The sequence below is a fragment of the Streptomyces racemochromogenes genome (assembly GCF_039535215.1).
Taxonomy (GTDB): domain Bacteria; phylum Actinomycetota; class Actinomycetes; order Streptomycetales; family Streptomycetaceae; genus Streptomyces; species Streptomyces racemochromogenes.
This window is the reverse complement of record NZ_BAAAWT010000001.1, coordinates 4,422,729-4,443,953: the sequence shown is the minus strand read 5'-3', so window position 1 is coordinate 4,443,953 and position 21,225 is coordinate 4,422,729. Positions and strand designations below refer to the sequence as shown.

20 protein-coding genes are annotated in these 21,225 nt (G+C 71.5%); 7 read left to right on the top strand and 13 right to left on the bottom strand.

Translation table 11 applies throughout. From position 1 onward, the window contains the following. Nucleotides 1-4: 4 nt before the first annotated feature. Nucleotides 5-883, bottom strand: a complete 879-nt coding sequence (locus ABD973_RS20510; RefSeq protein ID WP_125821234.1) for a class E sortase — start codon at nucleotides 881-883, stop codon at nucleotides 5-7. Nucleotides 884-930: 47 nt separating this feature from the next. Between ABD973_RS20510 and ABD973_RS20505 the strand changes: the two genes are divergently transcribed. Genes ABD973_RS20505 through ABD973_RS20495 form a run of 3 tightly spaced genes read left to right on the top strand, consistent with a single transcriptional unit; the run spans nucleotide 931 to nucleotide 3,279 of the window. Continuing rightward, nucleotides 931-1,947, top strand: a complete 1,017-nt coding sequence (locus ABD973_RS20505) for an SEC-C metal-binding domain-containing protein (RefSeq protein WP_345501395.1) — start codon at nucleotides 931-933, stop codon at nucleotides 1,945-1,947. Continuing rightward, a complete protein-coding gene (locus tag ABD973_RS20500; RefSeq protein WP_345501393.1) occupies nucleotides 1,944-2,864 on the top strand; it encodes a NaeI family type II restriction endonuclease in 921 nt (306 codons plus the stop codon). The genes ABD973_RS20505 and ABD973_RS20500 overlap by 4 nt, the downstream gene beginning before the upstream one ends. Continuing rightward, a complete protein-coding gene (locus ABD973_RS20495) occupies nucleotides 2,833-3,279 on the top strand; it encodes a very short patch repair endonuclease (RefSeq protein ID WP_345501391.1) in 447 nt (148 codons plus the stop codon). The genes ABD973_RS20500 and ABD973_RS20495 overlap by 32 nt, the downstream gene beginning before the upstream one ends. On the opposite strand, the gene ABD973_RS20490 is transcribed toward ABD973_RS20495, so the two are convergent. The 4 genes from ABD973_RS20490 to ABD973_RS20475 all read right to left on the bottom strand — a co-directional run bounded on the left by ABD973_RS20490 (nucleotide 3,276) and on the right by ABD973_RS20475 (nucleotide 8,630). Continuing rightward, on the bottom strand, nucleotides 3,276-4,475 hold the full coding sequence (locus ABD973_RS20490) for a DNA cytosine methyltransferase (protein ID WP_345501389.1): 1,200 nt from the start codon (nucleotides 4,473-4,475) through the stop codon (nucleotides 3,276-3,278). The two genes, ABD973_RS20495 and ABD973_RS20490, sit on opposite strands and share 4 nt — an antisense overlap. A gap of 120 nt (nucleotides 4,476-4,595) precedes the next feature. After that, complete coding sequence (locus ABD973_RS20485) at nucleotides 4,596-6,434, bottom strand: DEAD/DEAH box helicase (RefSeq protein ID WP_345501387.1); 1,839 nt, start codon at nucleotides 6,432-6,434, stop codon at nucleotides 4,596-4,598. Next, a complete protein-coding gene (locus ABD973_RS20480) occupies nucleotides 6,431-7,849 on the bottom strand; it encodes a ParB N-terminal domain-containing protein (RefSeq protein WP_345501385.1) in 1,419 nt (472 codons plus the stop codon). The genes ABD973_RS20485 and ABD973_RS20480 overlap by 4 nt, the downstream gene beginning before the upstream one ends. Before the next feature lie 97 nt (nucleotides 7,850-7,946). Beyond that, nucleotides 7,947-8,630, bottom strand: coding sequence for a hypothetical protein (locus tag ABD973_RS20475; RefSeq protein ID WP_125603463.1), 684 nt, complete (start codon nucleotides 8,628-8,630; stop codon nucleotides 7,947-7,949). Between the two features lie 302 nt (nucleotides 8,631-8,932). Here ABD973_RS20475 and ABD973_RS20470 point away from each other — a divergent pair, with 302 nt between their 5' ends. Next, on the top strand, nucleotides 8,933-9,703 hold the full coding sequence (locus ABD973_RS20470) for a hypothetical protein (protein WP_345501382.1): 771 nt from the start codon (nucleotides 8,933-8,935) through the stop codon (nucleotides 9,701-9,703). On the opposite strand, the gene ABD973_RS20465 is transcribed toward ABD973_RS20470, so the two are convergent. Beyond that, complete coding sequence (locus tag ABD973_RS20465; protein WP_345501380.1) at nucleotides 9,696-10,700, bottom strand: hypothetical protein; 1,005 nt, start codon at nucleotides 10,698-10,700, stop codon at nucleotides 9,696-9,698. The two genes, ABD973_RS20470 and ABD973_RS20465, sit on opposite strands and share 8 nt — an antisense overlap. A gap of 29 nt (nucleotides 10,701-10,729) precedes the next feature. Then, nucleotides 10,730-11,272, bottom strand: a complete 543-nt coding sequence (locus tag ABD973_RS20460; RefSeq protein WP_345501378.1) for a GNAT family N-acetyltransferase — start codon at nucleotides 11,270-11,272, stop codon at nucleotides 10,730-10,732. A gap of 158 nt (nucleotides 11,273-11,430) precedes the next feature. On the opposite strand from ABD973_RS20460, the gene ABD973_RS20455 reads away from it, so the two are divergent. Next, a complete protein-coding gene (locus ABD973_RS20455) occupies nucleotides 11,431-11,613 on the top strand; it encodes a hypothetical protein (protein WP_164720782.1) in 183 nt (60 codons plus the stop codon). A 128-nt stretch (nucleotides 11,614-11,741) separates the two neighbouring features. Beyond that, nucleotides 11,742-12,044, top strand: coding sequence for a hypothetical protein (locus tag ABD973_RS20450; RefSeq protein ID WP_042800947.1), 303 nt, complete (start codon nucleotides 11,742-11,744; stop codon nucleotides 12,042-12,044). A gap of 930 nt (nucleotides 12,045-12,974) precedes the next feature. On the opposite strand, the gene ABD973_RS20445 is transcribed toward ABD973_RS20450, so the two are convergent. The 6 genes from ABD973_RS20445 to ABD973_RS20420 all read right to left on the bottom strand — a co-directional run bounded on the left by ABD973_RS20445 (nucleotide 12,975) and on the right by ABD973_RS20420 (nucleotide 18,600). Further along, nucleotides 12,975-13,526 (bottom strand): YciI family protein, encoded by a 552-nt coding sequence (locus ABD973_RS20445; RefSeq protein WP_345501376.1) that lies wholly within the window; start codon nucleotides 13,524-13,526, stop codon nucleotides 12,975-12,977. Between the two features lie 133 nt (nucleotides 13,527-13,659). Continuing rightward, nucleotides 13,660-15,030, bottom strand: coding sequence for a DUF445 domain-containing protein (locus tag ABD973_RS20440; protein ID WP_345501374.1), 1,371 nt, complete (start codon nucleotides 15,028-15,030; stop codon nucleotides 13,660-13,662). A gap of 48 nt (nucleotides 15,031-15,078) precedes the next feature. After that, nucleotides 15,079-15,864 (bottom strand): DUF1707 SHOCT-like domain-containing protein, encoded by a 786-nt coding sequence (locus tag ABD973_RS20435; protein ID WP_345501372.1) that lies wholly within the window; start codon nucleotides 15,862-15,864, stop codon nucleotides 15,079-15,081. A 78-nt stretch (nucleotides 15,865-15,942) separates the two neighbouring features. Then, entirely contained in the window at nucleotides 15,943-16,914 is a 972-nt protein-coding gene (locus tag ABD973_RS20430) for an ABC transporter ATP-binding protein (RefSeq protein WP_345501370.1), read from the bottom strand. A 2-nt stretch (nucleotides 16,915-16,916) separates the two neighbouring features. Further along, nucleotides 16,917-17,816: an ABC transporter permease gene (locus ABD973_RS20425; RefSeq protein ID WP_125821240.1), complete on the bottom strand. Its 900-nt coding sequence runs from the start codon at nucleotides 17,814-17,816 to the stop codon at nucleotides 16,917-16,919. After that, a complete protein-coding gene (locus ABD973_RS20420) occupies nucleotides 17,809-18,600 on the bottom strand; it encodes an ABC transporter permease (protein WP_125824003.1) in 792 nt (263 codons plus the stop codon). The genes ABD973_RS20425 and ABD973_RS20420 overlap by 8 nt, the downstream gene beginning before the upstream one ends. 165 nt (nucleotides 18,601-18,765) lie before the next feature. Here ABD973_RS20420 and ABD973_RS20415 point away from each other — a divergent pair, with 165 nt between their 5' ends. Then, nucleotides 18,766-21,213, top strand: a complete 2,448-nt coding sequence (locus tag ABD973_RS20415) for a transglycosylase domain-containing protein (protein WP_345501368.1) — start codon at nucleotides 18,766-18,768, stop codon at nucleotides 21,211-21,213. Nucleotides 21,214-21,225: the final 12 nt, after the last annotated feature.

Genomic DNA, 21,225 nt, shown 5'->3' with positions numbered 1-21,225 from the left:
GATACTAATGCTCCGCACTGACAACGGTCTTGAGGGCCCCCCACACCACCATCCGGTACCTGGAGCTGTACTCGGGCGTGCACGTGGTCAGCGTGATGTAGGAGCCGGCCACCTCATAGCCGTACCCGGGCTTGACCCCGCTCCGCGGCACCGGAGCGATGACCCCTACGTCCCCCGGGCTCGTCTCCGCCAGCACCTTCCCCACCACGTACACGTACCGCCGCCCCCGCACGTCGACGTACACCTCGTCCCCGTCCCGCAGCCGGTTCAGGTACCGGAACGGCTCCCCGTGCGTGTTCCGGTGCCCGGCGAGCGCGAAGTTCCCCTCCGCACCGGGCTGCGCGGTCCCCGCGTAGTGGCCGGCGTACCCCTTGTCCAGCACGGCCCGCTTGTCCACCCCCTCGGCGACGGGCACGGCGAGCCCGATCCGCGGAATCCGCAACACCGCGTACGCCTCGTCCCGCGCCGGCACCCGGCCCGCCGGAGCCTTCCCCCCGGGTGGCGGCGACGGCGAGGCCGCCCCGCGGCCCTTCCCCGGAGCAGGCGCCACCGGAGGACCGCTGGACCCACCCTCGACAACGACCGGATCCCCACCCCCGTCGCCCGCCGGAGCCCCGGCCCCATCCCCGGAAGGGGACTCGGACGCGACGACGCCCCCGGACCTCCCCCACCCCTCCTCCAACACCTGGACCTGCTCCTGCGCGGCCGCCGCGGCCTGCCGGTTGGTCCACCACACCTGGTGCACGACCAGCAGCGCCACCACCACACCCACCGTGGTGAGCACCTCGCCACCCACCCACCACAGCCGCACCAGACCCGCCCGCCCCACCGGCCGGCCGCCCCTCTGCACCACCACCCGCACGCGATCCCGCACGGCGGGCACCCTAAGACCTCCCCCCTCAACTGACCAGCAGCAGTACGGTGTGAACCATGCGCCCCGACACGCCTGCCGAGCACACCGCCGAAGCCGAGCGTCTGATCCGCACGGCGACCCGCTACCCCGAGGACCAGGAGCCCTTGCTCCTCCAGGCCGCGGCCCACCTCGAACTGGCCGACGCCCGGGAACGCGCGAGCGCCCTCTACGACCAGCTCCTCTCCTCCTCCCCCGCCAACCCCCACCTGATCAAGGCTCTCCAGGCCGCGAACCTGTGGGAGTACGGCCACGAGGCCGAGGCCCGTGCCCTGATCTCCGGCATCCGCGCCGCCGCCCCCACGGACCCGGCACCCTGGGAAGTCATCGCCGAGGCCCTGGAATCCCACGACGAACTCGAGTCCTCCCACGAGTGCTTCACGGAGGCGGCCACCCTCCTCACCTCGGAGGACACCCCCCTCACCCACGCCACCACCGCACTCCTGACGGGCCGCCACCGCGTCCGCAGGCTCCTCGGACTCCCCCACGACGACTGGGACATGGTGGCCGACACCCGCCACACAGGCCCGATCCCGCTGGACGAACTCCACGACCCGAAGCGCATCTGGGCCCTGGGCTCCGAAGACCCTGCCGAACTCCGCGCCGAGATCGCCCGCCTCCGCGCCGAACTCGGCGACCGCCGCGCCGCCCTGTCCCGCCCCTTCCCGGTGGCGATCCTGCACTGGCCGGCCCGCGAACTGTCCGAGCTCCTCACCAGCTACCCCACCCTCGCGACGGAGTACCCCACCCGGGAAGCCCACCTCCAGTCCGTGGAATCCTCCCTCCGCGCCCTGTCAGCCTCCGGCACCACGAACCTCGGCATCGTGACGGGCAGCGTCCCCTCGTACGAAGCCTTCGCGGCCTCGGAGAAAACCTCCCCGGCCTCCCCGGCCCTCCTCCCGGAATACGCCACCACCCTGGCCGCCCGAGGCAAAGCCACCCCCTGGCCCCCCACCCCCACGTCCCCCTGCTGGTGCACCTCAGGCAAGCCCTACGCGGAGTGCCACGGCGAAGACGTGGGAGCTGCGGGCGCATGAGCAAGGGGCGTCTCGCCCTCCAGGGACCGGGCGAGATCTGTACGAACACCGACGCGGGCGAGCACGTACTGCTCGCCCCCGCCGACGACCCGGACGCCCGGGCTGTTTTGGACTGGCTGCGGCCCTTCGATGTCGGCGGCCTGTACACAAGAGCCATCGCCAACTCCATCGACTACGTCCTGGACGGAGCACGGACCGGCCGCTACGACTTGTCGTCTCCTGATGTCCACCCGGGCGAGAGGGCGTCGGTGGGCGCGAAGCTCGAGTACGAAGTGCTGCGGTCGTTCAGTCTGCCGAAGCAGGCGCCGCTGGACACGTGCATCGCGTCGGTGCCCGTTGACATCAAGGCGACCGTGGGTGCGAACTGGGCGATACCGTCAGAGGCTCACTGCCAGCTCTGCATCTGTACGCAGATACAGCTCGGGCGCAGTCGGCACCGGTCTTGGCTGGTCCGGGCCCACCGCTCGTGGCTCTACCGCGGCAAGGGCAACAAGGACGGCAAACGAGGTCTCGCCGTAGACGCCCGGGAACGGTGGAGCATTCCGCTGTACGACTGGACGCCGCTGCCGGTCAACCCCCTGACGCGGCTCACGGCGGAGGAGGCAGCCCGTGTCCTCGCGAAGCGTCCCGGGCAGGAGCACCGTTTCGCCCTGATGTTCCGCTACCTCGAGGGACAGGTCATTTCGCGCAGTGTCATCGCGACGGTCGGCGCTGGGAGGCACGATCCGCTGCGCCGGGCCCGCAACATCAGGAAGCACCTCGCGCGGGACGGTCTTACGCTGCTGTGCGGGAAATGGCGCGACCAGCAGGATCTTGCAGCCGCACACAAGATCACGCTGGGGCCGGAGGACTGGGTCGCACTGCGGCTGGAGGAAGGACAACCCCATGACGGCAGCGGACCAGTGGCAGCCCCCTGAGGGCTCCTGGGCCTCCTCGGCTGCCCGGCGGCGCAACATGCAGGCGATCCGCAGCCGGGACACCAAGCCGGAGTGGGTCATCAGGCGTCTCGTCCACGCACGGGGACTGCGCTACCGGGTCGCCGCCCGGCCGCTTCCCAGGCTCCGGCGGACGGCTGACCTCGTTTTCGGGCCGGCGAAGGTGGCGGTCTTCGTGGACGGCTGCTACTGGCACGGATGCCCCGAGCACTACGTGCCGCCCAAGACCAACGAGGGCTACTGGTCGGAGAAAGTCGCCCGGAACATCGCGAGGGATCGTGACACCGACCGCCAGCTCGAGGAGGCCGGCTGGCTCGTGCTGCGGTTCTGGGAGCACGAGGGATCGGAGGCCTGCGCGGCGGCGATCGCCGCCGCCGTGCAGGAGCGCCGCCGCTAGTTCCCGGCCTGCGCACCCTCCGTGCGCGGCCCTCGCAGTACCTTGGCGATGGCCTCACCGACCACGCGGGCCACGGGCGGCGGGAAGGCGTTGCCGACCTGGCGGTACTGCGCGGTCTTGCCGGGGAGCCTGCCCTCGGACGGGTCTCCCTCGAAGTCCCATTCCGCGGGGAAGCCCTGGATGATCGCGGCCTGGGTGACCGTGAGCATGGGTCCGCCCGCGCGGAAGAGGTCGCGGTCCGCGCTGTCCTTCTTCAGGACGTCCTTCGGCGCGTTGGCTACGCCGAGGGCATTCACTCCGAGCTTCGCCCAGGCCGCCTTGGCCCGGCTCGGCCCGAGGTCAGCTCCGCCGTGCTTCTTGGAGCCTCCGACGAGGGTGGGGGCGATACCGGTGGCGTCCCTGCGCCAGTCCTTCAGCGCCTTGGCGGCCTTCTGACCCAGCGCGCCGCCCTTCGCGATGAACGGCTGGTACCGCTCTTCCATCGTTTCATCGAGGGCCTGGCCCACCGTCGTGACCTTGGCGTTCGGAACGGGCCACTGGAAATCGTCAACGCCCGGGATGTCCGCGCGGATGGCGACGAGGATCGCCCGCGGCCGCAGCTGCGGCACACCGAAATCGCTGGCTTCCAGGACCTCCCAGCCGCATACCTTGTACCCGGCACCGGGCAGCTCGCTGCGGACACCCGTCACGGGATCCACGGCCATTCCGCCCTGCAGGCGCGCCTCGACCCAGTCCCGGTATTCGGTGAACTTGTCGTCCTTGATGCCGCGGACATTCTCGATCATGACCGCCTTGGGCCGGAGCTCATCTACGAGCTGCAGCATCCGCGGGAAAAGGTCACGTTCGTCATCTTTCCCCAGCTGCTTTCCCGCATGCGAGAAAGGCGGGCAGGGAACGCCACCTGCAAGGAGGTCAAGCTCCCCCTCCTTCACGGAGTGGCCGAGGAATTTCACAGCCTTCTCCAGCTGCACTGTCGGCTTGAAGTCATTGACATCGCCCTCGATGATGTCGCAGAAATCCCGCTCGAATTCCCAGCCGTCCCGGTGGGCGATGTTGCGCCGCAGGGTCGCTGCGGCGTACTGGTCGATCTCGACGAGTGCGAGGTGCTTGAAACCCGCCTGGTGGAGGCCGATGGCCTGCCCCCCGGCGCCGGCACAAATCTCAATCGAGGTCAGCGCGTCGTCGCGGGCGCCCATCGAGTCCTCCTGGTGTAGCAGATGCAGACAGGCAAGTGTCGCATCTGCCACCGACACCAGGGGACACCTCGGTCCGCCGGGGTGCGCCAGCCCTCGTCCGGCACACCCGGCCGCGGCTTCTCAGCGGACTCCGGCGACCCGCACGTGCTCCAGGAGGGCGCGCATGTCGGCCTCGTCCATGCCGGCGGTCACCGGCTGCTCGTCCTGGAGGTCGCCCAGCTGCCGCACCGAAGGATCGTCCAGGATGGCCCCCATGAACTCCAGCTTCTCCGCAAGGCGCAGCGCGACCACCTCGTCGATAGTGCCCTCGGACGCGAGCACCGTGACGCGGGTCTCAGTATCCGGGGCCAGCCCGAGACGGTGGATACGGTCCAGGCTCTGCAGGAACCGCCCTGCCATGAAATCCCGGTCCACGTAAACAGCGTCATGGCAGTGGCGGTGCAGGCTGATGCCCTCACCCAGCGTGGCCGGATTGGAGATCAGCACGAGACAGTCCGGGTCGTTGCGGAACCGGCTGATCTGATCTTCCCGGTCCTGCGTGCCACCGTGCACCACGGCGGGCTGGAACTCGCCCAGCAGCCGTTCAAGGCTCGTGATATTACGAACGAAGGTCGACCACACCAGGGTCTTGCGACCCGCTGCCGCATTCCTGGAAACGATCTCCCTCAATTCTCGGTACTTGGGCGGCATCTCATATTGAGGAAGCCGCTGCAGCAGACCGTAGAGCGGCTCGTCCTGCGGAATGTCCAGGGGCGGCACCTGGAAATTGAGGGCCTCGTGCCTGCTGCTTCCCTCTACCAGCAGGGCAGGGCTGGTAGCGGCCATGAGCAGCCGGAGCATCGCCTTGCCCAGGGCGTCGAAGTCCTCCCTCGACAGCTCGGCGCGCGCGGTGAACCGCCCGACGAGGGCGTCGTAGATCTCCCTGTGCAGCCCCTCCAGCGGCACCGTCCGGATGACCGGCTGGAAGGGTGGCAGTCCCAGTTCCTTCTTCGTCGTGCGGGTGAACAGCGGACGGAGTACGGAACTCGCGTGGGCCAGGTCGCCGCCCGCCACCGCTTGTGTCACCACCCGGCGGCCGTGGCCGGGCCAGACGAACGACAGCAGGTTCTCCAGGTCCCGGGCACCGTTGGGAGCCGGGGTGCCTGTGAGGATCAGACGGCGCCGGCTCAGCGGGCCGAGCGCCATGCAGGCGCTCCCGTAGATCCCTTCGGCCCCCAGCTTCATCCGGTGCGCCTCATCGAGGATCACCATCGACGGGGCAGCGCGCAGCCACCCGGCCAGTCCCGTCAGCGAGCGGTCCAGGCGCTCGTAGTTGACGATCAGGAGCTCGGCGTGCGGATCCGGCGTCCTGCCCATGACGGTGGTCAGCGGCGGGTTCCCGAAACACTCCAGGGTCTCGGAGATCCAGGACTCATAGGCCGACTTGGGGCTCACGACGAGCAGCCGCCGGGCCGTCCCGCGTTCCCTCATCGCCGCGTAGACGGCCAGACCGACCCTGGTCTTGCCGGCGCCGGGGACACTGAAGTTCGCGCCGTGCCTCATGGCGAGCAGCCTGGCGATGTCCCGCCGCTGGAAGCCCGTGAGGTCAGCGCGCCAGTCATCACCGAGGAGACCGGGGACCGCGGCGGCCTCCGCTGAACCGGCGCTGCCGGTGCCGTCGGCCTGCGGTGCCTCATCGAGGCAGGCGGCAGCCTGGTCCGCGTCGTCGAAGACATCGCTGACGAGCGCGAGCAGGTCCTCGTCCCACTCGACGGAATCGGGGGCCGGCCACTCCGACAGCACGTGCAGACCCGCGAGGAAGTCATCGAGCGGGACCTCCAGCATGTGAGGGCCGCGCTGTCCGCCGACCGGGAAGGCTGTGGCCACGTGCGTCAGGTCAGCACCGAACGGCTCGGCAGCACGGAGTACGGCCTTCGTCCGGGAGACGTCAAAGGCCAGGTGCAGTGACGGCTCGGTCACTCCTCCTCCTTGCGCTGCACGGCCCCGAGCAGCCACACCACGCCGTCCCCGGGTTCCTCGATGCGCGACGCCTCACGGGCGAGCTTCACGAGACTGGCCCTCAGCGCCAGGATCGCCTCGTCGAGCGTCTCCTCGTCCAGGTTGCGCGAAGCCCGGGCGAGGGTCATGTCCGTTACGCACTGTTCGATGTCCTGGACGGCGTCGTTCAGGCGGTCCGGTGCAGCCTGCTTGCGCTTGCGGACACGGGCGTCCTTGCCCGCCGGCACGAGCGCTTCCTCCACCGCCTCCCTCGCCTGCCGCCACAGCTCGGCCGCCTCGTCGGACTCCTGCTGGCTGACCGCCTCGGGCGCCCGCTCCACGGCCTTCGCCTGCAGCAGTGTGTTCGTGAAGGCCTTCGCGGCCGCCACGTGCGGATTGTCAGCCGGCAGAGACCGGTTGAGGCCCGGAATGACGCGGGCGGCGGCGGGCTGTGCGGGAGCCTGCTTGAGCTGCTCCGGAAGGTGCCGCTGGAGGTACCGGCTGCGGAAGTCCACGTCCGCGAGACGCACGTCCGTCTTCGAGAACTCCAGCACGATCAGTGCGAGCCGGTTCTCCTTCAGCAGGTCAGCCTGCCCGGGATTCTGACGGGCAGCCTTCATGAAGGCACGGTGGAGCTCACGCAGCTTCTCCTGCTGGTCCTCGAAGTCCAGCAGCTTGAGCTGTGCCGACCCCGTCTTGGACCGCGCGACGAGGTCGTTGAGCGTGGACAGCACCCAGCGGTCCTGCTCGGCGGTCTCCGTCCGGATCCGGAAGTCCTTGGCGATATCGGCGAGCGGCCGGCCCGCCGCCGCCTGCTCCTCGATGGTCAGCAGCCGGTTGATGTACGAGTACGGCCGACGGGTGTCGTGGCGCAGCTGCAGCGACAGTTCGACCGCGTTGATGTCGGACCAGGTGCAGGACTCAGGAAGCACTCCGACCCGGACGCTCGGCACACCGAGCTCGCGCAGCGCGGCGACCCGGGTGTTGCCGTTGACGAGGATCCCTTCACGCGTGACGAGACCGGGCTCGTTCTGGCGGTACTCCTTCAGGCTCGCCTTGAGCTCGTCGAAATCCCCGTCCCTCTTGGCCGGGTTCGAGGGGAGGGCCTGGAGCAGGTACCGCAGGTAGTCCTGGCTCTCCGGCGTCCAGGGGTTCTCGGTGAGCAGGCGGTCACGCTCCAGGTCGAAGCTGCGCTGGGCCCGGATCCGGTGCGTGGAGGGGTTGAAGTACAGCCGGTCGACCGGCAGATCGATGACCTGGACCACCAGCGGCTTCGTCCGCCACTCAACCGTCAGTGTTTCCTGGAGGCCGTCGCCCGCGCTGACTTCCTTGAGCCGCTTCTCGACCAGTTCCTCGTTTTCAGCGGCACGGGGCGGCCGGCCGAAGTCCATGCTCACGGTGCGTTCTCCTCTGACTGCATGTCCATGGATGCGTAGTTGCGCGGGAAGAGGCGGGGGCCGCTGCGCCACGCAGCCCCCACTCGTATACCTATTGTCAGACCGGGGGCAGCGACAGAGCCGCGCGGATCTTGTTCCTGGCCTCGGCCGGCAGCGTACGGAAGTCCGCCCACAGGCGTTCCACCTCGGCGAACTCGCGGGCGTCGGCTGCCACCCACTCCGTCAGGGTCTTGCGGTCCAGCCCTCCGAGCCGGCCAACCCGGGCGAGGACGGCCGCCGCGTCCGCCGTCAGACCCTTCCCTCCCACGCGGCAGCGGTTGCACTCGGCGACCTGCTCCACCTCGGTACCGCCGCCCGGCTGGACGACCGGCCGCCGGGCGATGTCGAGCTGGGCGGACACGAACGTGCCCGCATAGGTCTCCCCCGGGGTGATCCCGCACGAGCGACAGTGGTGCCCGTCACGGGCCAGGATCTCGCGGCGACGCGTATCGGTGATCGACGAGGACGGCCGGGTTCCCTTGCCCGGCTCCCACACCGGCTCGCCCTGGGCAACGAAGCGCTGCTCGTGCTGGTTCAGCCCCAGGTCTTCACGGTTGGTGTCGATCCTCCACCCGAAGTCGCGCAAGTCGCGCACCCGGCGGTCGGCCTGGCTCACCCCGGGGAAAGCCTGCTTCACGTCTTCCTTCGTGAAGACGTTCCCCTCCCCCACCACCGTGACGAGCCACAGCGCCGCGCGCTTCATCGTGCCGAACTTCTCATCCGTCCAGGACGGAAGACTCATGCCCATCTCCTTAACTCTGGTCAGGGTTGAACTGTCCGGCTGTCCACACGGGCAGCTGGAGGGGCCCCACCGGCACCTCAGCGAACGCCGTAACTGTCGCTCAACAGCGCTCCGGAAAACCAGTGCTGACGGAATATCGAGGTCAGATGAAAACTCCGGACGGTTTCCCAAAGACCCTTCTGCCGGAAGACTTTGGTGAGATACCGGGGTCGGGGAGGAATGGAGTGGGGATGCCGCGGCGTACTGGAAAATGGAAGGAACTGCCTGGGGGCCTGTCGGCTGCGCACCGGGAGCTGGTTCAGATGCTGCGCAAGCTGCGCGACTGCAGCCACAAGACCCAGGCCGAGATCGCCAGGTCGGGGTTCCTCGTGCCGAGCAGTCTTTCCAACCACCTCAATGGCGGCAGGATCCCCGAAGAGCCCCAGGTCGAAGCCTTCTTCAACGCGATCCTGAAGGACCTCAAAAGCTCCGGCGCGGACCTCGCGGTCCTGCCCTGCTCCCTCGGTGAGCTGCTGGAACTGAGGCGGCTGGCACGCGTCCAGCACTGCGCGTGCGTCCCGCACGACGAGGAATCAAACGCTCCCGGAACTACTGACAGCCCGCCGGCTTTGCCGGTTTCCCGTCCGGCGGCAGATCTCGCAGGGCGCCCCCTCCGCCCTTGGGGGCGCCAGCCCCTGCAGAGAAGGGCGGTTTCGCGTCACGTCCTGCGCAGGGCATCGGCCAGGCCTCAGCTGCCGGTCCCCCTCCCGGAAGGGGACCGGCAGCGCGCGGTCCCTTCCGACGCCGCCGAATGGACTGAGCTGGAAACGCTCCTGTCCTTCCTCACCGACGGCCGTCACCGCGACGCGGGACTGCTGCTGTGGCGTGCAGGACGCACCCTCTCGCCGGCAGAACTCCTCGAAGCGGTGGGCTCCTGCCGGGCCGTCGGGCAGGAGGACGCCGCCGAAGCCGTACTGGCCAGCGTGAGCGAACGCGCGGACAAACAAGCCGTCTTGAACATCGCGGCCGCGTTCCAGCACGCCGGGCGGACCGAGGACGTGGCCTTCCTGCTGGCCGCCGCCCGGGCTAGCTGAACGGGAGCGTGAGCTGCTCGTGGCCGCGGGCTGTGGCCCTGGGTGGGGTGGGGCGGGTGGTGGCCAGGGTGAGGAGGGTGCGGAGGGCTTCGATGACCTCATTCGGGGTGTCGCGGATCATCGACGGGGTCGCGCTGGCCACCAGGATGCCGTGGGCCTCCAGGCGGAGGCGGCGGCGGAGGGTGGCCTGCCAGGCGTCCCGGGTGTAGTGGTACTCCGCCGAGTCGACCTCCAGGGCCACGCCCTCGTCGGGCCAGTAGGCGTCCGGGCTGGCCAGGAAGGTGCCGTCCGGGGTGTAGAGGCGGGCGTTCCACAGCGGGGCCGGGAGGTCGGTGCCGGTGAGGGCGTCGCGGGCCCGGGCCTCGGCCGGCGAGCGGATCCCGGCCAGGAGTTCCCCGGCGGCGGCGCGGATCGCCGGGCGGCCCAGGAGGCGGGCGCTGCGGAGTTCGGCGTGGAGGTCGTGCGGGTGGCACCAGCCGGCCTGCACGACCTGGGCCAGCACCGAGCGGATCCGGTCGGGGTGCGCCTCGGGTCCCGGGCGGGCGGCGAAGTCGGCGGCGGCGCGGACCGGGCGGGCGCTGGGGACGCCCGCGACGGTGATGGTGCGGGGCCAGCGGGAGGTGGTCAGGGGCCGGACCTGCGGGGTGCCGGCGAGCCGGCGCGGAGCGCGGATCAGGACGTCGGCCGGGGCGGGTGGGGTGTCGCGGATGCCGAGGAGGGAGAGGGCGGCGGCGCCGGTGAGGGCGGCGGTCTCGCCGGAGAGCGGGTCGGCTGCCGGTTCGGCGGCGTACAGGACGGCGGCCAGGGCCCGTTGGCGGTGGTCGGGCGGGCCCGTCTGGAGGAGGTAGACGCGGGGCAGCAGGCGTTGCCAGGGCCCGCCGGGGCGGGTGCGGGAGGTGACGGTGCCACCGGGGACCCCGGCGGTGGCGGTGAGCTGGTGGCGGGTGGCGAGGCCGAGCTGGCGGCGGGCCACTTTGGCGGTTCCGGGCGTGATCATGCCGCGGGTATGCCCGCTGCGCACCCGGTCTAGCTCAGGCGGCCCGGGTGGTTCGGGGACAGGAAGACGACGATGCCCGTCTGGGTGCCGGGGAGCGCGGGCACCTCTTGCCAGCCCAGGCGGCGGTACGTGGCCACCGTGTCGGTGGCGAACCGCGAGGTCAGCAGCCAGGCCCGGCGCTGCGGGGCGTCCGCGGTGATCTCCGCGAGCAGGGCCCGGCCGGTGCCGTGGCCGCGCGCGTGGGCCCGTACGGCGAGCTCGTCGATCTCCAGGGCCCCGACGAGCAGCTCTCGTACCCGTTCGGCTCCGAGCTGGGCCGCGACCTGCGGGTACGCGCGGTGCTGCGGGAAGGGGGCCTGCGTCAGCCAGCCGGTGGCGAACCCGTCGACGCCGGCCTCGGACTGCGCGAAGGCCATACGGAACCCCGGGCGCCGGACGTCCGTCTGGAGGCGGGTCAAGAACTGGCGAATGGTTTCTTCGCATTCGTTCCAGGGCGCGGCGGAGAAGACCTCGGCGTAGGTGTCGACCAGTTCGTCCGCGAGGTCCAGGACGGTGCGTCCGTAGGAGATCACTGTGTCGACTCCTGGGGTGATTGGGCTGATTCCTGCTGGAAGACCGAATTTACGCGCAGGAGGTTCCCGCGTCCGGTGATGCGCAGAAGCGGCGTGTGTGCGACAAATCGCCTCCGCGTGGTCCGTGTCGCGGACGGGGGTGGGGCGTTGAGCAACCCGTGAACACGGACAGACTGCTGCGGGCGGCGGGGCGGTGCGCGCTCGCCTTCCTGCTCGTCCTCGGGGTCGTCGCGCTGTTGCCGCGCGCGGTACGGGAGGCGCTGCCGGACGCGGTGGTGGGCGGGGCGGTGCTGGTGCTCGGGGCGGTGGGGGTACGGCGGGCCTCGAGGGGGCCGCGTTAGGTTTGACGGGTGGGTGCGGTGCGGTGCCGGGTGGCCGTGTGCGGGGCGGGGTCGGGCCGGCCATGGCATGGCATGGCATGGCATGGCAGATCAGTTCATGGAAGACACGACGTGTGAGGGAGTTCGAGATGGCTCGGGTACCGAGTTCCGCGGTGGCGGCGGCTGGGCTGGTCGGCGGTTACGCCGTGGCCCGCTGGACCAAGAAGCGGCCGCTGGGCGGTGTCGTGCTCGGCGCCGCCGGGCTCGTTGCCGGGCGTGAGTGGCACAAGCGCGGCGGGGTGCCGGCCGCGGCCGGGCTGGGGGCGCTGTACCTCGCCGGCTTCGCGGGGGCGCATCCGCTGGCGAAGAAGGTCGGGGCGTGGCCGGCGGTCGTCGGCGCGGCCGGTGTCGTCGCCGCGACCGCGTGGGCCGTGGCGGACCGCTCCGCCTGACCGGTCCCTCCGGGGGGGGCCGGCCAATCCCGCCGGGGTTCCGTGCCCCCGGGGTGCCGTGCCCCCGGGGTGCCGTGTCCCCGCGGGGTGCCGTGTCCCCGCGGGGTGCTCTGTCCCCTCGGGCCGGGACCTTGCTCTGGCCGGGGGCGCTCCTCGGGCCGGCGCCCCGCCCCCGGCGCGGGTTCCGGGGGCTGGTGGCCCGCCCCTCGGGCCGGGGCCGCTTCCCTGGCCGGGGTTGTCGAGGGGGCCGCTGCGCGGAGCTGTCCCCTACCCGCCCTTCCACCGTTCCCCGGGCTCCGCCCGGACCCGCGCCTCAAACGCCGGCGAGGCTGGAAGGCCCCGAGCTGCGCCCGGCCCTGGGGACTCGGCCAAGACAAAAACCCCGAGCTGCGCCCGGGCCCCCTGAGCCTGTAAGCCCCCAGGTGCACCCGCCCCCCTGGAGGGCTCCGCCCAAGGCAGAAGGACGCCCAACTCCGCCCGTACCCGCAGGCTCCGCCCAAGGCTGAAGGCCCCGAGCTGCGCCCGTGCCCGCAGGCTCCGCTTGGGGCTGAAGACGCCGAGGTGCGCCCAGGCCCGCAGGGGTCCGCCCGGGCCGATACCCCGAGCTGCGCCCAGGCCCGCTGGCCCCGCCCGGGCTGAAGACCCCGAGGTGCGCCCAGGCCCGCAGGGTTTGCCCGGGCCGATACCCCAAGGTGCGCCCCTGCCCGCAGGGTCTGCCCGGGCCGATACCCCGAGCTGCGCCCAGGCCCGCAGGGTCTGCCCGGGCTGAAGACCCCGAGGTGCGCCCCGGCCCGCAGGCTCCGCCCGGGGCGGAAGGTTCCGAGGGGTGGTTGTACAGCCTGGACCCACCGGTGCGTCAGTGCGCGTCAGGCCGATCCGTCCTCGGGTTCGGGTGGACTGCCGCGGTGGCGCCGGGGTGGACGTCGGCCATCAGGAGGGCCGCCCGCCGGCCCGCCAGTTGTGCACCTCGATGTCGGCGTACCGGTCCGGGGTCAGGATGGCGCGTGCCGTCTCCGGGTCCGGTGCGCGGAGCAGCGCCGCCGTGCCCAGCCAGGTGGTGGCGTCGTCGGACAGCAGCGGCCCGTAGGCGATCAGCTCGTGCCGGTCGGGCGGCACCGCGAGGTCGGCGGCCTGCCCTGCGCCGAGGCCGAGCACCAGATACCGGTTGCCGCCGGTCCGGCCGCCGGGGAAGTCCCACATGGTGCGCCCCAGCGTGTTGTGCCACCGTCGCAGCAGCACGTCCCGGTAGGCGCCGGCCTGGTAGTTCGGCTCGTCAAAGGCGAAAGCGCGGGCAGCGGCGGGATCGGGCAGGTCGACGATGTGCACGCTTCCGGTGGGCGTGTCCCCGTCGTCGGCGAGGGTGGGGCCCCGGGCGATCATCTCCTTCGCGTACCGGTCCATGTAGGACCAATGGTCTTCCAGCAGCTGGTCGCGCAGCGCCAGGGAGCCGAGCCGGTCACGGTGGTAGCAGAGGAACTCCATGCCCACAGGGTCGCTTCAAACAGGTAGCCAGGGCGAGCGGGTTTCCCCGCGATGGCTGCTCGGCCGCGTCAGCCAGAAGCGCCCGTGCCGACTCCGCGCAGCGGAGGGACGGTCGGCGCCGCGCACCGCCCCCCTACCCCCCCAGCACCCGCGACACCGTGTAGATCAGCAGTCCCGCCAGGGCGCCCACCACCGTGCCGTTGATGCGGATGAACTGGAGGTCGCGGCCGATGTGGGCCTCGATCTTGCGGGAGGTGTGTTCGGCGTCCCAGGCCGCCACCGTGTCCGTGATCAGCGACGTGATCTCCCTGCGGTAGGTGGTGACCACGTACACCACCGCGCCCTCGATCCAGCCCTCCACCTTCTCCTGCAGGCGCCCGTCCGTGGCGAGCCGGGCGCCCAGGGACATCAGCGAGGACCGGACCCGCAGCCGCAGCTCGCTCTGCTCGTCCTCCGCCGCCGAGATGATCATCGTGCGGATCGCGGACCACGCCGACGCGATCACGTCCTGGATCTCGTCCCGCGCGAGGACCTCGGACTTCAGCCGCTCCACCCGCGCCCGCGTCTCCGTGTCCGACTGGAGGTCCACCGCGAAGTCGCGCAGGAAGCGGTCCACCGCCCCGCGCGCCGGGTGGCCCGGCATGTCGCGCATCTCCGTGACGAAGCGCAGCAGCTCCTTGTACACCCGGTCGCCGATCTTGCGGTCGACGAAGCGCGGGGTCCAGCCGGGGGCTCCGCCCTGGACGGCGTCCATGACCGAGTCCCCGTGGGTGACCAGCCAGTCGTGGACCTTGGCGCACACGAGGTCGACGGCGCGGTGGTGGCCGCCGTCGGCGACGACCCGCTCCAGGGTCTTGCCGATGCCCGGGGCGATCTCCGCCGCCTCGGCCCGCCGCGTGATGGCCTCGCCCACCACGGCCTGTACGTCGGAGTCCCGCAGCACGGTCAGGGCTCCGCGCAGCGCGGTGGCCAGCTCCGCCGTGACGCGGTCGGCGTGTGCGGGCTCGGCCAGCCAGGCGCCGAGCCGGCCGCCGATGGCGAGGGAGTGCAGCCGTGCGCGTACGACGTCCGCCGACAGGAAGTTCTCGCCGACGAACTCTCCGAGGGAGATCCCCAGCTGGTCCTTCTTGGTGGGGATGATCGCGGTGTGCGGGATGGGCAGGCCCAGCGGCCGCCGGAAGAGGGCGGTCACCGCGAACCAGTCCGCGAGCGCGCCCACCATGCCCGCCTCGGCCGCGGCGGCCACGTATCCGGCCCAGGCGCCGGCGCCCCAGGCGTTCTGCGCGCACTTGGCCAGTACGTAGACGACCGCGACCAGGAGCAGCAGCCCCGTGGCGGTCGCCTTCATCCGGCGGACGCCGTGCCGGCGCTCCTCGTCCGCCGCGTTGAAGACGAACCCTCCCCTTGGCGGGGCCGGAGGGCCGCCCCTCGTACGCTCACCCGTGCTGCTGTTCACGTGCCGCTCCTGCCCTTCCCCCGATGGCCGGTTTTGTCTGCATAGCATCCGACTCCCGGGAGGTCCGGGGAGTTCCCGGCGCGCCGCCGGCAGACCCTAGAGCTCCTTGCGGGGCACACCTCCATCGAGCCCCTTCTGCCCCTTCGGCTGCTTGACCTTGACCGCGACCCCGCCCCAGAGGGCCAGGCCGTTCACGACGACGCGCGGGGCGCCGGGTTCCGGCCGGTTGTCCAGGGACTTGCCCTGGTCGAAGGCGCCCATGATGCCGATGCCGCGTACGTCGACCTCGACGCCCGGCGGGACGGTGATCTCGATGCCGCCCATGACGGCGACGCAGGTGATGACGACCTCGCGCTCCGCGAAGTCCGCCTCCCGCAGGTCGAGCTCACCGCCGCCCCAGATCGCCACGGCGTTGAAGCGGGCGGGCACGGTCCAGCGGCCCTTGCGCTGGAAGCCCGACATGACGGCGACGGCCGTGGCGGAGGTCCCCGTACCGCCGATCCGGTCCGGCCATGCCGAGGAGGGGCCCGGAGCGGAGACGGGTGCGGGGGACGGGGAGGAGCCGGCCGCCGGCAGGTCGCGGGTCAGCGGTTCGAGTTCCGCGTACGTACGGGACGTGTAGGCCGCCTCCAGCCGTTCCTCGAACTCCTCCATGTCGAGCCGGCCCTCGGCGACGGCGTCCCGCAGCCGGTCCACGACGCGCTCGCGGTCGGCGTCCGACGCCCTCAGCGCGGGCGGCTCGGCCGCCGCCGCGCTCTCCGGGGAGGGCTGCCCCGTGGCGGGCTTCTCCAACGACGTCTTCCCCGGCGAGGTCTTCCCCGGCGAGGGCTTCTCCAGCGAGGTCTTCTCCGGCAACGGCTTCTCCGGCCGCTCGTCACTCATGTGGCCCACCCTATGCAGACGCCCGGCGCCCCACCCCGGGGCGAACCCTGATTTCCCCCTACCTCGATCCCCGGCCCCTCACCCCCGCCCCGCGTACATGCGCGCGATCACGTCCTCGATGTCCGGATCCCGTACCGACAGGTCCAGCAGCGGGTACCTGGCCGCCACCGCCGCCACCAGCGGTGCCGCCGACTCCCCCGCCGGGAACGCCAGCCACTGCCGCGGCCCCTCCACCTTCACCACCCGGGCTCCCGCCACCTCCAGCGGCGGGAGCTCCCGTTCCAGGTCGACCACCAGCGTCCGCTCGCTGCCCTCCCCCAGGGCGTGCAGTCCGCCGAGCGCCCCGTCGTACACGAGCCGGCCGTGGTCGATCACCATCACCCGCTCGCACAGCTGCTCGATGTCCTGGAGGTCGTGGGTGGTGAGCAGCACCGTGGTCCCGCGCTCCTCGTTCAACTGCCGCAGGAAGCCGCGTACGTTCGCCTTGCTGACGACGTCCAGCCCGATCGTCGGCTCGTCCAGGTACAGCACCTCCGGGTCGTGCAGCAGCGCCGCCGCGATGTCCCCGCGCATCCGCTGCCCCAGCGACAGCTGCCGCACCGGTACGTCGAGCAGCCCGGCCAGGTCCAGGCGTTCGACGCACCTCTCCAGGTTCTCCGCGTAACGCGCCGCCGGGATCCGGTACATCCGGCGCATCAGCCCGTACGAGTCCTTCAGCGGCAGGTCCCACCACAGCGTCGTGCGCTGCCCGAACACCACCCCGATCCGGTGCGCGAGCCGCATCCGCTCCCGTGCCGGGTCGATGCCGGCGACGCGCAGCCGGCCGCTGCTCGGGGTGAGGATGCCGGTCAGCATCTTGATGGTGGTGGACTTCCCGGCCCCGTTGGGCCCGATGTAGCCGACCACCTCCCCGCGAGCGATCGTGAAGCTGATCCCGTCCACGGCCCTGACCTGCCGTTTCTCCCGGCGCATCAGCCCCACCCGGCGCCGGACGTCGAAGACCTTCTCGACCCGGTCCAAGGAAATCAGCTCGTCGGGCACGCTCGGCATGATCAACTCCCCGTACTCCGGTACGAACGCACACCCGCGCGCCACGCCAGCGACGCGGGCAGGAACACCGCGAAGGCCACCAGCGGGCTCAGGAACGCCACCCACCCCGGCAGCCCCAGCGGATCGGGCCGGCCCAGCACGTACAGCGCGGGCAGCCAGTTGACGAAGGCCAGCGGGACCACGAACGTCGCCCCGCGCAGCAGCTCCTTCGCGAACACCGTCGGCGGGTACTGGAGCATGGTGCAGCCCCCGTACGTGAAGGAGTTCTGCACCTCCGCCGCGTCCCCGGCGACGAACTGGAAGGCCGCTCCGGCCACCAGCACCCCGCCGAAGATCCCCGCCCCGGCCACCACCATGACGGGCACCAGCAGCACCTTCGCCGGGGTCCAGTGCACGTCCAGCACCGACACGGCCCAGCCGAGCACCCCCAGCCCCTGCACGATCCGCCCCAGTCGGCGCAGCGCGAAGCGGTCCGCGGCGACCTGGGCGAGCAGCGGGACGGGGCGTACGAGCATGGTGTCGAGGGAGCCGTCGCGGATCCGGGTGCCCACCCGTTCGGTGTTGCCGAGGAGCAGGTCCGCCAGGCCCAGGGAGGCCGAGCAGGCCCCGTACAGCAGGGCGATCTCGGGCAGGGTGAAGCCGCCCAGGGCGTCCACGTGGGAGAACATGACGGCGATGGCGACGAAGTCGAGGACGGTGATCGCCGCGTTCCCGACGGTGGCCAGCAGGAACGACATCCGGTACGTCATCGTCGAGCGGATCCACATCCCGGCGATCAGCCCGTACCCGCGCAGCCCCTCCCACAGCCGTCCCCGGGGCCCCGCCTCACCCGGCCCCGCCTCACCAGCGCCCGCCTCCCGGGTCACCGCCGCGGTCCCAGCCGCAGCCGCGGCCTCAGCCACCCTGCACCACCACCTTCCGCGTCGCCGCCGACTGGACCAGCCGCCCCGCGCCCAGGAGGGCCAGCGCCCACGCGGCCTGGAACCCGAGCGCCCGTACGGCTCCCCCGGCCCCGGTGTGGGTGCCGAGCAGCACGTCCAGCGGGACCTGGAGCATCGCGGCCCACGGCAGCAGCCGCACCAGCTCGCCGAAGCCGCCCGGGAAGACGGTCAGCGGCAGCAGCATCCCGGAGCAGAAGATGGTCACGACGGTGGCCATCATGTTGACCCCGGACCCCTCCAGCAGCCAGAACGCCGCGAGCCCGAGCAGGTACCGCACCGCGAACCCGACGACCAGTCCGAGGCAGACCGACACCAGGAACAGCAGCCAGCGCAGCGGGTCGGACGGCAGCGCCAGGGTGAAGGCGCACGCCCCGGCCACCAGGGGCAGGACCCCGCGCCCCAGCAGCTGGAAGCCGGCCCGGCCGAGGTCGGCCGCGAGCCACCACGCCTGGAGGTCGGCCGGGCGGTACAGGTCGACGGCGATGTCACCCGTCCGGATGCGTTCCTGGAGCTCCTCCTGGAAGCCGCCGCCGATGAGCGAGCCGGCGGCCAGCAGGGACTGGCTGACCCAGACGAAGGTGAGGGCCTGGGCCTGGTCGTAGCCGCCGAGGTGGGGGCGCTCGTCCCACAGGGCGAGGTACGTGTAGGCGACGATGAAGCCGAAGACGGTGTTGGTGAAGACCCCCGCGGCCGTCGCCGTCCCGTAGGTGGCGTACCGCCGGAACCCGCCGGCCGCGACGGACATGTACAGGCGCACCGCATCCCTCCGTTTCCCCCGTCGTTCCCACGTCGGCCAAAGCGCGCGAGCTTAGTGCGGAGGGGCGAGCCACGCGACCGTTTTACGCCAGTCCATCTGGACACCATGAGGTAAAAATGTGGATATTTCCCACGGTCACGAGGAGCCCTGGAGATGAGCGACCAGTCACCACCCCCCGGCTGGTCCCCTCGCGACCCCGACACCCCGCCCAACGCCCCGCCCCACGCCCCGCCCGGCACCCCGAGGCCGCGCCCCGCCCCGAAGGGCCGCCCCGGACGCCCTCCACGCACCGGCTGGCGCCGCCTCCTGCCCACCTGGCGCATGGTCCTCGGCGCCCTGCTGCTGGCCGCGCTCCTGATCGGCGGCGCGCTCGTCGCCGGCTACCTGCTGGTCGACATCCCACCGGCCAACTCCGCCGCGACCGCCCAGTCCAACGTGTACCTCTACGCCGACGGCTCCCAGCTCGCCCGCGACGGAGAGGTCAACCGCGTCAACGTCCCCCTGTCGCAGGTCCCCCTGGGCGTCCAGGAGGCCGCACTCGCCGCCGAGGACCGGGACTTCTACTCCGAACGGGCGGTGGACCCGAAGGCGATGGTCCGCGCCGCCTGGAACACGGCGACCGGCAAGGGCACCCAGTCCGGTTCGACCATCACCCAGCAGTACGTCAAGAACTACTACCTGGGCCAGGAACAGACGATCAAACGGAAGGTCAAGGAGTTCTTCATCGCGATCAAACTCGGTCGCGAGAAGTCGAAGGACTACATCCTGGAGGGGTACCTGAACACCAGTTACTTCGGCCGCAACGCCTACGGCATCCAGGCCGCCTCCCAGGCCTACTACGGCAAGGACGTCAACAAGCTGACCACCGCCGAGGGCGCCTACCTCGCCACCCTCCTCAACTCCCCCAGCGCCTTCGACGTCGTCTCCCACCCCCAGAGCCGCGACCGCGCCGTCGCCCGCTGGAACTACGTCCTCGACGGCATGGTCAAGAAGAAGTGGATGACGCCCGAGGAGCGCGCCGCCGTCCGGTTCCCCGAGCCCGGCAAGGTCCGCGCGGCCGCCGGCCTCTCCGGACAGCGCGGATACCTCGTCGAAGCCGTCAAGGACTACATCACCGAACACAAGATCCTCGACGACAAGACCCTCGCCGAGGGCGGCTACCGGATCACCACCACCATCGACAAGCGCCGCCAGAACGCCTTCGTCGACGCCGTCCAGAAGCAGCTCGTGGACAAGCTCGACCCCGAGGCACGCCCCGCGGACCGCGTGGTCCGGGCCGGCGGGGCCTCCATCGACCCCGCCACCGGCAAGATCGTCGCCCTCTACGGCGGCATCGACTACACCAAGCAGTACGTGAACAACGCGACCCGGCACGACTACCAGGTCGCCTCCACCTTCAAGCCGTTCGTCTTCGCCTCCGCCGTCCAGAACGACTCCCGCACCCAGGACGGCCGCCGGATCACCCCGAACACCCTCTACAACGGCGACAACAAGCGCCGCGTCGTCGGCACCCGCATCCCCTACGCCCCCGAGAACGAGGGCCAGCAGTCGTACGGGGACATCACCGTCACCACCGCGACCGACCTCTCCGTCAACACGGTCTTCGCCCAGATGGTCGTCGACGTCGGCACCGAGAAGGTCAAGCGCACCGCCATCGACCTCGGCATCCCCGAGGACACCCCCAACTTCGTCGTCGGCCCGGCCATGGCCCTCGGCACCATGCAGGCCAGCGTCGTCGACATGACCCAGGCCTACGCCACCCTCGCCGACCACGGCCGGTACACCCCGTACACCTTCGTGGAGAAGATCTCCAAGGACGGCGACGACGTCCACCTCCCCGACCGCACCCCCCGCCAGGCCGTCCCCCGCGAGGCCGCCGACACCACCACCTCCATGCTGGTCAGCGTCGTCGACAACGGCACCGGTACGGAGGCCCTGGCCGCAGGCCACCCGGCCGCCGGCAAGACCGGAACCGCCGAGCTGGACCGCGCCGCCTGGTTCGCCGCCTACACCCCGGACCTCGTCACGGTCGTATCGGTGATGGGCCAGGACCCGGACACCGGCACCCTCCAGTCCCTGTACGGCGCGCTCGGCGAGGCCCGCATCGGCGGCGGCGGCTACCCGGCCCGGATCTGGGCGGCCTACACGAAGGCGGCCCTGGAGGCCACGGACCCGGAGGACTTCGACCTGGAGCTCCAGCCCGGCGCGGCCCAGCTCCCGCCGCCCCCGCCGGTCCAGCCCACCACCCCGCAGCAGCCCGACGGCAGCCGCCCGCCGTGGCAGCGCCCCGACCGGCCGACCCCGCCGGGCCCGCCCACCCCGCCGGGCCCGCCGAACGGCGGCCAGACCCAGGGCGGGCAGGACAACGGCGGCCAGACGAACGGCGGCCAGACCACCGGCGGCGAAACGAACGGCGGCCAGACGAACGGGGGCCAGACCACCGGAGGCCAGACCAACGAGGGCCAGACCACGGGCGGCGAAACGAACGGCGGCCAAACGACCGGAGGCCAGACGACCGGCGGCCAGACCAACGGGGGCCAGACCAACGGCGGCACCACCCAGGGCCCGGGCCGCCGCCCGCCGTCCCACTTCCTGGAGTAGGCCCGGCGGCGG